At 61.1% G+C, this 13,533-nt stretch carries 11 protein-coding genes; 8 read left to right on the top strand and 3 right to left on the bottom strand.

Features of this window, described 5'->3' with window-relative positions:
• Positions 1–8: 8 nt before the first annotated feature.
• Entirely contained in the window at positions 9–1,916 is a 1,908-nt protein-coding gene (locus ACZRMS_RS09990) for a phytase (RefSeq protein WP_463995198.1), read from the bottom strand.
• A gap of 128 nt (positions 1,917–2,044) precedes the next feature.
• Entirely contained in the window at positions 2,045–4,579 is a 2,535-nt protein-coding gene (locus tag ACZRMS_RS09985) for a TonB-dependent receptor (RefSeq protein ID WP_463995197.1), read from the bottom strand.
• 399 nt (positions 4,580–4,978) lie between these two features.
• Here ACZRMS_RS09985 and ACZRMS_RS09980 point away from each other — a divergent pair, with 399 nt between their 5' ends.
• Together ACZRMS_RS09980 and ACZRMS_RS09975 are read left to right on the top strand one after the other, a co-directional pair.
• Positions 4,979–5,899 (top strand): GGDEF domain-containing protein, encoded by a 921-nt coding sequence (locus ACZRMS_RS09980; RefSeq protein ID WP_463995196.1) that lies wholly within the window; start codon positions 4,979–4,981, stop codon positions 5,897–5,899.
• A complete protein-coding gene (locus tag ACZRMS_RS09975; protein WP_463995195.1) occupies positions 5,896–6,930 on the top strand; it encodes an AraC family transcriptional regulator in 1,035 nt (344 codons plus the stop codon). Before ACZRMS_RS09980 ends, ACZRMS_RS09975 begins: the two co-directional genes overlap by 4 nt.
• A gap of 157 nt (positions 6,931–7,087) precedes the next feature.
• Here ACZRMS_RS09975 and ACZRMS_RS09970 read toward each other — a convergent pair whose 3' ends face one another.
• A complete protein-coding gene (locus ACZRMS_RS09970) occupies positions 7,088–8,119 on the bottom strand; it encodes an Ldh family oxidoreductase (RefSeq protein WP_463995194.1) in 1,032 nt (343 codons plus the stop codon).
• 132 nt (positions 8,120–8,251) lie between these two features.
• Between ACZRMS_RS09970 and ACZRMS_RS09965 the strand changes: the two genes are divergently transcribed.
• The 6 genes from ACZRMS_RS09965 to ACZRMS_RS09940 all read left to right on the top strand — a co-directional run bounded on the left by ACZRMS_RS09965 (position 8,252) and on the right by ACZRMS_RS09940 (position 13,518).
• Positions 8,252–9,127, top strand: a complete 876-nt coding sequence (locus ACZRMS_RS09965) for a MurR/RpiR family transcriptional regulator (RefSeq protein WP_463995193.1) — start codon at positions 8,252–8,254, stop codon at positions 9,125–9,127.
• Between the two features lie 13 nt (positions 9,128–9,140).
• Positions 9,141–9,896: a transporter substrate-binding domain-containing protein gene (locus tag ACZRMS_RS09960; RefSeq protein WP_463995192.1), complete on the top strand. Its 756-nt coding sequence runs from the start codon at positions 9,141–9,143 to the stop codon at positions 9,894–9,896.
• 103 nt (positions 9,897–9,999) lie between these two features.
• Positions 10,000–10,719 (top strand): ABC transporter permease, encoded by a 720-nt coding sequence (locus tag ACZRMS_RS09955; RefSeq protein ID WP_463995191.1) that lies wholly within the window; start codon positions 10,000–10,002, stop codon positions 10,717–10,719.
• On the top strand, positions 10,716–11,426 hold the full coding sequence (locus ACZRMS_RS09950; protein WP_463995190.1) for an ABC transporter permease: 711 nt from the start codon (positions 10,716–10,718) through the stop codon (positions 11,424–11,426). Before ACZRMS_RS09955 ends, ACZRMS_RS09950 begins: the two co-directional genes overlap by 4 nt.
• A 48-nt stretch (positions 11,427–11,474) precedes the next feature.
• On the top strand, positions 11,475–12,716 hold the full coding sequence (locus ACZRMS_RS09945) for an NAD(P)/FAD-dependent oxidoreductase (RefSeq protein ID WP_463995189.1): 1,242 nt from the start codon (positions 11,475–11,477) through the stop codon (positions 12,714–12,716).
• Positions 12,717–12,732: 16 nt separating this feature from the next.
• Entirely contained in the window at positions 12,733–13,518 is a 786-nt protein-coding gene (locus tag ACZRMS_RS09940) for an amino acid ABC transporter ATP-binding protein (RefSeq protein WP_463995188.1), read from the top strand.
• Positions 13,519–13,533 lie beyond the last annotated feature (15 nt).

Here is a 13,533-nt window from a genome sequence, read left to right as displayed (position 1 = left end):
TGACCGGATTATGGCAAGTGCAGCGCCTTGGCCACTTCGGCCCAGGGGATGTACTTGAAGTTCTGTGCTTGCTCGGGCATGCGCTTGCGACCGTCCTGCACCACCAGCATGCCTTTGCTCCACGGGCCTCCCAGGTTGGCCGAAGTCACTTCAAGGCCATCGGTCTCCGAAGCGCCATCGATACCCTCCCCGGCATTGACTCCCACCCGGAATGCACCACGCAGGGCGTAAGGCGGCTCCGCATCGAGCACCACATAACTGTCATTGCCCTGGCTGGAGATCACCAGGTAGTTGTCTTTTTCGGTCTGATACAGCGCCAGCCCTTCGATGTCGTCATGCACCTGATCCCCCACCCTGATCACGCTGCTCAGCGTTGCCGGCTGCTCGGGACGGGCATCCACCGCCCACACCGCCACATCCTCTTCCCCGAGGAACAGACGCTGGTGCTTGTCGTCTGCCACACAGCCCTCAGGCTGGCTCGCAACCTTGAACTGACGCACCAGCTCACCCTCGACCTTGTCGCCCCGGGCAAACAGGCGGTGTTGCACAAAGGTGCCATCCTTGTCGTTGGCAAAGCTGTAGATTTCGCCCGATGGCGCCTTGAACAGGCACAACCCGTAGATGTCGCTGACCGGCGTGGCGATCTCGCCTGCTGGCTGCAACTCACCCGTGGCGCGATCAATGCTGAACACGCTCAGGCTGTTGTGATCACGATTGGTCGCCACCGCCAGATCCACGGTGCGCGACCCCAGGGTGAAACCCGGGCGTACATCGACGTTGTTCAGGCGCCCGACCGGCAGATGCTGTACCCGTTTGCCTTGCAGGTCGTACACCTCAAGGCCTTGCTGTTTATTGGTGCCCAATACCCGGCTCAGGGCGGGGGTTTGCGGGTGAACCCAAATCGCCGGATCATCAGCCGCATCGCCCTGACTCATCACCACTTCGGTTTGCACTGCAGGTTTCACGCTCACCAATACCGGCGGCAGACTCACCGCCGTGGCTTGCCAGCCAAGGGTGCCTTCCAGCAGCTTGCTGTTGGCGCCATCCTGCACCAGCACTTGCAAGCCTTGGGGTGTCTGGCGTGCGGCCAGATGTTCGGGCTCAACCACACCGGCCAGTGCCAGGCTGGCAACCGGCGACCAGCGTTTGCCTTGTTGCTGATAGAGGTTCAGCCGGGCCGCTTGCGGATCAAGCCCGAGCATTGCGCCCGGTACCAGCGCCATTGCTCCGGCAGTTTTTTTCACATTGCCAAACGGCTCGACCATGGCCACCGGCACGCGTGAAGCATCGGCTTCCGCGTGTGACGGGTACGCCCACCAACCGACGTTTTCTTCGTTGACGAACAGGTTCTGCGCACCGTCGTCGACCTGACAAAACTTGGCTTGCGGCGGCAACGGCAGGCTGCGTACCAACAACGGCTTTTGCAAACGCTTACTGTCGGCGGCTACCAGCCATTGCTCACCCTTGCCCTCTTCGCCCACGGTGAACAGGTAGATGTTGCTCGCGTCATCCTGGTACAGGCACACCCCGTCCACCCCATAGTCCCGGGCGGGCAGGTACGACGGTGCTTGCCATTGATGGCTCTTGGGGTCGAGGCTAAACAGGGCCACTTGCTGTTTGTCCTTGTCGTGACTGGCAACCAGTACCTGATCGCCCAGCGCACGGCTGTCCAGCCCGGCAAACACGCCCGGGACCCGGCTCAGGGTTTTGCCCTGTTTATCGAGCAGCAGCAGACCTTCGCGCTTGCTCACTGCCAGGCGTTCGTCGCTTGTACCGTTCGGCAAAAAACCAAGGGCCTGGGCTTTGCTGGTCGACCACGGCTGCAAGACCGGGGCTGTGATTTCAGTCGCTGCCTGAGCGCTGCCAGCGGTCAGGCATGCCAGCAATGGCAAAAAGCGGGGTTTGCGTTTAAACATGAGTGATCAATCCTGAATTCTGTTCAAAAAAAGCACTGTCTTTCAGTGGGAGCGAGCCTGCTCGCGAAGGCCTCGGCATCGCTTACGATCTTCGCGAGCAGGCTCGCTCCCACGGGGTCTGCGAACGTTTAGAAATGGGTGAAAGTCAGGCCCACCGAGTAGGTCGGGCCGTACTCTTCGTACTGGTTGTTGTAGCGGCTGTTGCCGCTGTAGACGAAGTACGGCTGGTCGGTGAGGTTCTGTGCATCGAAGCTCACTTGCAGGTTTTTGGTCAGGGAGTAACGGGCGCTGAAGTCGACAAAGGTCTGGGCGTCGACATGGGTGTCGTGGGCCTTGTCGTTGATCCCCGCCAGCTCGTAGAGGTAGTCCGATTTGTAGTTGGCCGACAGGCGCAGGCTCAGCTTTTCGTCTTCCCAGCCGAGCATCAGGTTGCCCAGGGTGTTCGACTGGTTCGGCAAGTCGATATCGCGCTTGAGGCTGGCCCCCGTTGTCGCATCCACGCCCTTGATGCTCGCCCTGGAACGGCTGAAGGTGGTGTTGGCCCCCAGGATGACGCCGTTCCAGGGTGCCGGCAGCCAGTCGAATTTTTGCGAGTAGGCCAGTTCCAGGCCGTACAGCTTGGCGCTGTCGCCATTGGCGTAGCTGTGGGCTTCGGTGAAGTCGATCCACTCGCCGCTGCCGGCCAGGTCGGTGTTGTAGACGAAGTTTTTGATGTCCTTGTAGAAGAGGAATGCCGACACCGTGCCCGCCTGCCCCATGAAGTGTTCGATACCGAGGTCGAAGTTGCTCGATTCCAGCGGCTTGAGGTTGGGGTTGCCGAACTCCGCCACGTCATCGTCGATCACAAAACCCGGCGCCAGCTGGCCGAAGGTCGGGCGCACCACGGCGTTGGTCCAGGCCGCCCGCAGCTGGGTGTTTTTCGCCAACTGATAGCGCGCATGCAGGCCCGGCAGCCAGTGGTGATAATCACGTTTGGTGTCCTGGGCTTCGAACACGCCATCCCGCACACCGGTGCCCTTGGCTTCAAATTCGGTGCCTTCGTAGCGCATGCCGGCGATAAAGCGCCAGTCATCGATATCGACGGTGTTCATCAGGTACGCCGAGTTGATGTCTTCGCGCATGGTGAAGTCATTGGCCCGCGACTCCTGCTCATCGTAGTAGTCGTTGGGGTTCAGGCCGCCGATCAGGTCCTTGATCGCCCCGCCACTGATGCCCGGGCCGAACTGGCCGAGGTTGTAATGCAGATTGCCCTTGTTGAACCGGTCGAGGTTGAGCTGATCGTCGGTATACCCCAGGTCCGCGAAGTCCTTGTAGACCCAGGCATTGAGGTCGTTGTCCTTGTTGCGCCGACTGACCTTGCCGCCGAATTTGACCTGGGAGGCATAGCCCTGCACGTCGTAGTCGCGGGCCAGGTCCAGGCGAATGTTTTTTTCGGTGTCCCTGGTGTTCTGTTCTTCCCAGTCCACCTTGTCGAGGGTGAAGTTGGTCGGGTCATAAAAGCCCGGGCCAATAATGGGCCGCGGTTTTTCGGTGTCATAAAAACCACCGTCGCCAATGCTGGAGTTGCCTTTGAACGTGGCCCCGGCAATGTGCCCCGGGCTGTCTTCGCTGGACTTGCTGTACCCGGCCTGCCCGCTGAGGGTCCACAGGCCCATCATGCGTTCGCCGCCAAATACGTAGGACTGGATTTCCTGGGTTTCTTCGCGCTGCTTGAGCTTGCGCTTGGTCTTGGTTTTGCCCACCTCGCCCTCGGCCTGGGGGTCGGCAAATTCGATGGCGGTGGAGTTGCGGGTTTCGCTGTCCTTGAAACGGCTGTACAGGGTGCGCAGGTACAGGCTGGTGTCGTCGTCGGGTTTGTAGTCGAAGTTCAGACCGCCGCCGGTACGTTCGCGGCTGATGTCATAGATACGCTGTTCGAAACTGTTCAGTCGCGCGCCATCGGTGAAATCCCAGTCGCCGCCGGTTTCGACGTTGTCAGAGCGAAAGTCGCGCTTGTTCCAGCTCAGGGCGGCCGCCACACCGAAGTTGTCGATGCCGTCGCCGAGGCTGAAGCGGTCACTGATGGCGCCTGACACCTTGGGGCTGGTTTGATGGCTGTTCTTGTTATAGGCCGCCTCGGTGCTGGTGGTGTAGAACAGGCCGTCATGGTCGAAGGCCGATAGGCTGCGCACGTAGACCGTGCCGCCCAGGGAGTTGGCGTCCATGTCGGGAGTCAGGGTTTTGATCACCGACAGCGACTGCACCAGTTCCGAGGGCAACACGTCCAGCGCCACGGCGCGGCGGGCGCTTTCCGGGGACGGCACCAGGGTGCCGTTGATGGTCACGGTATTGAGGTCCGGCCCAAGGCCCCGCACGCTGACAAAACGTCCTTCGCCCTGGTCGCGCTCAATGCTGATACCGGGCAGGCGCTGCACGGCTTCGGCGACGTTGGCATCCGGCAACTGCGCCACGCCATCGGCATGCACCACGCTCTCGATATTGTCCGAGCTGCGCTGCTGCTTGAGCGCCTTGTCCAGGCTGACAGCCTGCCCTACCACTTCTACGTGCTCGGTGGCGCCGGTGGCCGATGCCTCGGCGGCACTCAGGCGCTCGCTGGCAATTGCCATGGCCAATGCACTGAACGTAAAGCCGACCCACTGCGCCCTGCTGCGACACTTGTACATGTTTGTCCTCCCCCAAAAACGCACTTCAGGCCGGGCAAATGGCCCGACAACTTGGGAGCGAACGCTAGGGTCGGCGAATGACAACGCTGTGACAGTGTTTGGTGAAAAGCCCGAAACAGAGGGTTTGGCGCGCTATTTTGGCGAAGATTGAGCTGATTTGACCTGTTTCTGCACCCCTCCTCTGCCTGTGGGAGCGGGCTTGCTCGCGATGCAGGCGCGGCGGTGGCTCGGTTACTCCGCGCTGATGCTATCGCGAGCAAGCCCGCTCCCACAGTTTAGAGAGGGGAATGTTTAATTTTTAACGCCGGGCACCTGAGCTGATTTGACCTGCAACCCCCGTCACACCGCTGTCACACACCTCTGTTCTGCTGACCGGTAATACGTATTGGCAGAGCTTTCATGACCTGGTTAAACGTTCTTCAACATCATCGCTGGAAGCTCGCGTTACTCGTGGTGGCGACCAATGCAGGCCTGCTGCTGAATCTGGCCTTCGGCACAGCCAAAACCTTCAGCGAATGGCAGTGGCTGGATATCTTCGGCGAAGGCGGTACAGCCCTGTTCATGTTGTTCTGGCTGAGCCTGGTGCTCAAAAGCCGGCCGACCGGGCGGGTCACCAACTACCTGGCGAGCGGTTTGTGCTTCATGTTTTTTTCCTGGTGGGTCGACGTGCTGGACGAATTCATTCGCCTGCCCAAGCACATCGGCTGGGACCACTGGATGGAGTCGGCCCCCATGCCCGTCGGCATGATTTTGCTGACCATCGGCCTGTTCCACTGGCACCGCGAACAGCAGGCCATCAACCAGCAAATGGAGAAACGCGAGCGGGTGTTTCGCGAGCATCGCCTGTTCGACAAGCTGACCCCCCTGGGCGGCGCCGAATACCTCAAGCGCCAGGTCAGTGATTGCCTTAACCAGAGCCTTGAGCAACAACAGCCGCTGTCACTTCTGGCGCTGGATATCGACGACTTTGCTGCGGTCAATCAGCACTACGGCCACCCTGAAGGTGACGCCGTGCTGCAAGCCCTGAGCCAGTTACTGCTGCTCAACCTGCGCCGTCACGACCTGCTCTGCCGGCTGGCCGGCGACCGTTTTGTGGTGGTGCTGCCCAATACCGGCGAAAGCCAGGCCCGGCTGCTGGCGCTGGAGCTGCAACAGGCAGTCCAGAGCCTGGCCCACAAAACCCGCCAGCATGGTGAGCGGGTGTACCTGTCGGCCAGCACCGCCGTGGTGATGGCCCTCGATGAGGCCCCCGATGAACTGCTCAAGCGCCTGAACCTGGCGCTGGTACGCGCCAAGCCGCCCCGGAGCAAACGGGCATGACCCTCGATGCCCTCTGGTACGAAGCCGACAGCCGTTTTATCGCCGGGCATTACCAGCCCGCAGCGCTGATTGATCTGGCACTGTCCCGGGATATCGACAGCCATCGCCTGCTGCGCGGCACCGGGTTGTTTTACGACGATATTGTGGCCGGGCACACACGCCTCAGCCCGCAGCAATGCTTTGGGCTGATTGCCAACGCGCAGCGCTTGCTCGAAGCCGATGACAGCAGTTTCCTGTTTGGTCAGCGCCTGTGGCCGGGGCATTACGGCCCCGCCAGCCACGCCCTGCAACAGGCGCAGAATCTGCATCAGGCACTGGAAACCCTGATCCACCATCGCGCCCTGCTCAGCCCCTTGCTGACCCCGCGTTTGTTACTGGACGACAAATACGCCTACGTGTACTGGCTCGACAGTTGCGGCGCCCGTGAGCAACTGCGTTTTGTAGTGGAAGCCAGCATGACAGCCCTGAAGGCCATGAGTCAGTGGCTCAGCGGCGAGCGCTTGCCGTGGGAATGCAGCTTCAGCCATGCCGAGCCGCGTTATGTGGAGCAGTACTGGGTCCACCTGGGGGAAAACACTCAATTTGACGCGCAACTGAACCTGATGCGTCTGCCCCGCGAGTACCTGACCCGGCCCTGGCCCAATGCTTCGGCGATTGCCCGGCAGGTGGCCCATCAACAGGCACAGGCGCAGTTGCACGACCTGGGGTTCAGCGCCAGCCTGCTGGACCGGCTGTATGTGTACCTGCGCGATAATGCGCAGCACGCGCCGGGCCTAGAGCAGGCCGCGCAGCATTTTTCAATGAGCCAGGCCACCCTCAAACGCAAACTGAACAAGCATGGCACCCACTTCCAGGCCCAGCAGGACCAGGCGCGCAAGCATATGGCGCTGTACCTGTACCAGATCAAGGGGCTGAGCAACGAGGCGGTGGCCGAATACCTGAATTTCAGCGACCCGGCCAACTTTCGCCGGGCGTTGAAGCGCTGGACGGGGTGTACGCCCAAGCTGATCCGGCAGTTTTTGGCGTTGTAAGCCACCACCAAACCTGATGCGCGCAGGTGGATTGTGGGAGCGGGCTTGCTCGCGATGCAGGCCACGCGGGGTATCAGGCAAACCGCGGTGATGCTATCGCGAGCAAGCCCGCTCCCACAGGTTTGGCGGCGTTTACCCAATCGGATCCTTAGGGCAGTTACCCCGCCAACGCACGCAACTTGGCCAACTCTTCAGCCCCCAGCGGGATGCCTTCGGTCAATGATTTGGCACGCTCGATAAAGCGTCGATCACCCGGCATGCGCTCAAGCCCGACCACGTGCATCTGCCGCACCAGTTCTGCGCTGCGCCGGGCGAAGCTGTTACCGCCGGATTTAGTGGGGTCGATCACGATCAGCAATTGCCCGGTCCACGGGGTTTGCGCGCCCGGATGTTTGGACCAGTCGAACTCAAACGAGAAGTTGCCGCCGGTCAGTGCCGCGGCCAGCAACTCGACCATCATCGACAGCGCCGAACCCTTGTGTCCGCCAAATGGCAGCAAGGCGCCACCGTCGAGGATCTCTTTGGGGTTTTGTGTCGGCTCACCCTGTTTGTCTACCCCCATGCCGGCAGGGAGCATGTGACCGCTGCGCGCGGCAATCTGCACATCGCCGTGGGCAATGGCGCTGGTGGCCAGGTCGAAGACGATCGAATGACTCCCGGCACAGGGCGCAGCAAAGGCAATCGGGTTGGTACCGAACAGGGGCTTTTGCGCACCGTGGGGCACCACGCAGGTCATGCTGTTGACCACGCTCAAGGCCACCAGGCCTTCTTCGGCAAAAGGCTCTACGTCCGGCCAGAGCGCTGCAAAGTGATGCGAGTTACGAATCGCCAGTACCGCGATCCCGGCGCTGCGGGCCTTCTCGACCAGCAATTGACGGGCGGCCGCCAATGCGGGCTGGGCAAAGCCACCGGCCGCGTCCACGCGGATAAAGCCCGAGGCCACGTCTTCCACCACCGGGACAGCCTGGCCATTGACCCAGTTGCTGGCCAGCGACGACAGATACCCCGGAATACGGAACACCCCATGACTGTACGAACCGTCGCGCTGAGCCCGGGCGCAGTTATCGGCCAAAACGGCGGCGACCTGTGACGAGGTGCCATTACGTTCGAAAATCTGTTGCAGCAAGGCGGTCAATTCACCGAGAGAAAGTGACTCCTGGGCCTGCGTGGAGGTGACGGGCTGAGACATTCTGGCGCTCCAGTCTAATTGTTATTGTGCGTGGCAAACTATCCAGCGATGACAGTTATCTGTCAATTGTTGACTTAATGACAGAAAACATTCACTTTCTGCATCGCGCTGAAATAAAAACAGGAAGCAGTCGTGAGCCAGCCGATTAAACAACGCCTTGAAAGCAGTCTGTCAACCGCCGCGCCTTCGGGTCGGGCGATTGCCAGCTACATGCTGGCCAATCTTTACGAGCTGCCTTTCCAGACTGCTGCCGACATCGCCGGCAAACTGGGGGTGAGCGAATCCAGTGTCGGGCGGTTTTGCCGCTCGCTGGGTTACAGCCATTTCAAAGACCTTAAAAACGATCTCAAGGACGACCTGGGCGATGGCCCCTGGCTGGTGGGCGACCGCCTGCAAGAGTTTCGCTTGCAGTCAAGCCAGAGCCCGCAGGCATTGCCCCGCAGTTTTGAGCTGGAAGTCGGCGCACTGGTCAAGGTCTACGAATACAGCCTGACGCCGGAGTGGCGCACCGTCAGCCAACGTCTGGCCACCCGGCGCAAGGTGTTTGTCGCAGGGTTCCAGACCGAGCGCGGGATCGCCGCCTCGATGGTGCATTTGCTGCAATACCTGCGCGATGGTGTGCAACTGGTGGACGGCGCCGCCGGGCATTACGCCGACGTGCTGCTGTGCCCGGCCGATGACTGCGCGCTGGTGGTGTTCGAAGCCCGCCGCTATTCGCGCCACGCCCAGTTGTTGTGCCGCAAGGCGCGCGAGGCCGGGATCCCGGTAACGCTGATCACCGATACCTTTTGCGACTGGGCTGACCAGCACGCCAATGAAGTGTTTCGCGTGCCCACCGAGTTCAACCTGTTCTGGGAATCCACCGCGGCGATGCTGTCGCTGGTACATCTGCTGATCAATGAAGTGTGCAAACAACTGGGGCCGGACGTCGAGAAGCGTCTTGAGGCAACCGCGGCCTTACACAATGAGTTCGTGGGCTACACATCCTCACCCGGATCAAAACAATAAAACGAGGTGCTAGATGAAATACGTCATTCGCTTTGCAAGTGCATGTGCACTGGTGGCCGCCGTTGCAGCCAACGCTCACGCCGACACGCTGACTATCGCCACGGAAGGCGCCTACCCTCCTTTCAACACCACCAACTCTGACGGCACGGTGTCCGGCTTTGACGTCGATATCACCAAAGCCCTGTGCGAGCGCATGAATGCGCAGTGCAAAATCGTCGCTCAGGACTGGGACGGGATCATTCCGGGCCTGATGGCGAAAAAATACGATGCCATCGTGGCTTCGATGATCGTGACCGATGAACGCAAAAAGAAAATCGCGTTCACCAATCACTATTACCGCACCCCGCTGTCGATCGCCGTACCCAAAGACTCTGACATCACCGATGCCCAGATCAACTTCAAGGGCCGCACCATCGGTGCCCAGGGCGCAGCGACCCAAGGCATCTACGCCGAAGATCACTACGAGAAAGCCGGCGCCAAACTCAACCTCTACCCGACCCTGGACGAGGCCAACGCCGAGCTGAAAAACGGCCGCGTCGATGCAGTGATTGCCGACAAGTTCCCGCTTCTGGAATGGATCAACAAGGCCAGCGACGATTGCTGCAAGATTATCGGTGACGTCAACGGCACCAATGCCGATGCGGCGATTGCCGTGCGCCAGGACGACAACGCCCTGCGTGAGCGCTTCAACAAGGCGCTGGACGAAATCGTGGCTGACGGCACCTACCAGAAGATCTCCGGCAAGTACTTCGACTTCAATATTTACTGAGTCACCCGCCCTCGTTTGAGGGCTCCCTGCCCATGACCCTGCCCTGCGCACCGAACGTGCGCTGCGGCTGAATTTCGGCCCAATTTTGCCCGGGGATTCGAGCATGCTCGATCAACTCTCACTTCTTTCTTTCGCCAGTGGCGGCTGGGGCTCGGCTTTGCTCGCAAGCGCCATGGTAACCATTGCCCTGGCCTTGAGCTGCCTGCCCATCGGTTTGCCCCTGGGGCTGGCCGTTGCCGTGGCGGCGCGCTCGAAAAACCGCTGGGTGCGCGCCTGGGCAACGACCTTTTCCACCGTGTTCCGTGGTTTACCGGAACTGCTGACGCTGCTGATCATTTATTACGGCTGCCAGATCGCTGCGCAAAAAATCCTCGCCATGATGGGCTACGACGCTCAGGTCACGATCAATACCTTCGTGGCCGCGATGGTCGCCTTCAGCCTGGTGTTTGCCGCGTTCTCCAGCGAGATCTGGCTGGGCGCGTTCAAAACCGTTCCCAAGGGCCAGTTCGAAGCCGCCTCGGCGCTGGGTCTGAGCAAATTCACCACCTTTCGCAAGGTCGTGCTGCCGCAACTGGCGCGCATCGCCCTGCCCGGCCTGTCGAACAACTGGTTGTCGCTGCTCAAGGACACCTCGCTGGTATCGACCATTTCCCTGGTGGACCTGATGCGCCAGACCAACCTGGCGGTCAGCGTGACCAAGGACCCGATGCTGTTCTACAGCGTCGCCTGTTTGGGCTACCTGTTTTTCTCGGCGATTTCGGGGCGGCTGTTCAGCTTCCTTGAACGCTACTTCAGCCGCCACCAACGGAGCGTGCAGCCATGAGTCTGGCGGACCTGCAAAACATGTTTCTCAACCCCGACCTGCTGGAGCGCTACGGCCCGCGCTTTATCGACGGGCTGCTGGTGACCGGCAAGCTGGTGGCGATCTCGTTCACCCTCGGCGCCCTGCTGGGTTTGCTGATTGCCCTGGGCCGCCTGTCCAGCAACCGCTTTGTGCGCAATTTCACCGGCGCCTATGTGTACTTCTTCCGGGGCTCGCCGCTGCTGGCGCAATTGTTTTTGCTGTATTACGGCCTCGGTTCGTTCAAAAGCTTCTGGCAGGACGTGGGCCTGTGGTGGTTTTTCCGCGATGCGTGGTTCTGCACCCTGCTGGCCTTCACCCTCAATACGGCGGCGTACCAGGCCGAGATCCTGCGGGGCAGCATCCTGTCCGTGGCCCAGGGCCAGCGTGAAGCCTGCAAGGCGCTGAACCTGTCGCGCTGGACCGCCTTTCGCAAGATCATCCTGCCGCAATCGCTGCTGGTCGCCATCGGCCCGCTGGGCAACGAACTGATCCTGATGATCAAGGCCAGCGCCATTGCCTCGCTGGTGACCATTTATGACTTGATGGGCGTGACCAAAATGGCGTTCTCGCGCAGCTTCGACTTCCAGGTCTACCTGTGGGCCGCCGTGTTGTACCTGCTGATCGTGGAAGTGGTGCGACGCAGCCTCAAGCTGATCGAAGGCCGCCTCGGCCGCCATTTGCAGTAAGCCCATTGTCCGGGCTGTGAACACGGCCCCCGATTTAAGGATTCGTTTATGCATTGCGACATTATCGTTCTGGGTGCCGGCATTGTCGGCGTCAGTACTGCGTTGCAACTCCAGGCCCGGGGTCGCAGCGTAGTGCTGCTCGACCGCGCCCAGCCAGGCAGCGGCACCAGCCACGGCAACGCCGGGCTGATCGAGCGCGCCAGCGTCATCCCCTATTCGTTCCCCCGCGAACTGTCGCGCCTGCTGCGCTACGGCCTCAATCAGCAGTCCGACGTACGCTACAGCCTCAAGCACCTGCCCAAGGCTGGGCCATGGCTGATGAAATACTGGCAGCAGTCCGGCGTCAAAGGCCTGGCCAAAGCCACCCGGGCCATGCTGCCGCTGATTGAAAAATGCGTGACCGAGCACGACCTGCTGGCCGGGCCTGCGGGCGTGACCGAACTGATTGATGACAGCGGCTGGATCGAGGTGTACCGCACCCGGGAAGACTTCGAAAAAGCCCAGCGCGACGCCGCGGCCTTGAGCGAGTTCAAGCTCAACTACCGGGTGCTGGGTGAGCAGCAAGTCCACGCCCTGGAGCCGGGCCTGCACACGGATGTGATCGGCGGCATTCACTGGCTCGACCCCAAGACCGTCAGCGACCCGGGCGGCCTGACCCGGGGCTACGCCGAACTGTTCATCAAGCGCGGCGGCACCTTTGTGACCGGCGATGCCACCCGCCTGCGGGCCACTGCGGGACAATGGCAGGTCGAAAGCAACAAGGGCCTGATTGTCGGCAATGAAGCCGTGGTCGCTCTGGGGCCGCAAGCGCGGGAGATTTTCGAACCCCTGGGTTATCGCATCCCGCTGGCGATCAAGCGCGGCTACCACATGCATTACGCCGCCAAGGACGGCCATACCATGCAGCACCCGATTCTTGATTCGGTGGGCGGTTATGTTCTGGCCCCCATGGTGGGCGGTATCCGTCTGACCACAGGGATCGAGTTCGCAGACAGCAGTGACCCGATCAACGAGATCCAGCTGCGCCGCTGCGAAGAACGCGCCCAGCGCTTGTACCCGCTGGGTCCACGTGTGGATGCCGAGCCCTGGCTCGGCCGCCGCCCGTGCCTGCCGGACATGTGCCCGGTGATCGGCCCGGCCGGTCGTCATAAAGGCCTGTGGTTCAACTTTGGTCACGCCCACCACGGCCTGACCCTGGGCCCGGTCTGCGGTCGCCTGCTGGCCGAAATGATGACCGGCCAAACCCCTTTCACTGACCCGTCCCCCTACAGCGCCGAGCGTTTTCACTGATCACTGGAGACACACCATGCACGCACAATCTGCTTACGTTCACCCTGTGTCACCCGTCATCGACACCCGCAAGGTGGTGGTGGATATCGCCGGCCTGAACAAGTACTACAGTGCCTTTCACGTGCTCAAGGGCATCGATCTCAAGGTTCGCGAAGGTGAACGCATCGTGCTGTGCGGCCCGTCCGGCTCCGGCAAGTCGACCTTGATCCGCTGTATCAACCGGCTGGAAATCGCCGAGCAGGGCCGTATCCTCATCAACGACACCGACCTGTCGCAGCCCACCCGGGAAGCGAGCAAGGTGCGCAGCGAAATCGGCATGGTGTTTCAACATTTCAACCTGTTCCCGCATATGAGCGTGATCGACAACTGCATCCTGGCGCCGATGTCGGTGCGGGGCCTGTCCCGGAAAAAGGCGATTGAGCTGGCGCAACATTTTCTGACCAAGGTGGGGATTGCCAGCCAGGCGGACAAATACCCGAGCCAGCTGTCGGGCGGCCAGCAGCAACGCGTCGCCATTGCCCGTGCGCTGTGCATGGAGCCGAAAATCATGCTGTTCGATGAGCCCACTTCGGCGCTGGACCCGGAAATGGTCAGTGAAGTGCTGGACGTGATGGTCAACCTGGCCGGCAGCGGCATGACCATGCTGTGCGTGACCCACGAAATGGGTTTCGCCCGTCAGGTAGCGGAGCGGGTGTTGTTTCTGGATGGCGGGATGGTGATTGAGGACTCGCCGCCCGAGGAGTTCTTCAACGCCCCGAAAAGCCCGCGGGCCAAGGCGTTTTTAGCGCAGATCGTGCATTAGACACCACCCTGTGGG

This window comes from Pseudomonas sp. B424 (genome assembly GCF_055408345.1).
Note: the sequence above shows the minus strand (reverse complement) of the source record. Positions and strands in the feature narration are given on the sequence as shown.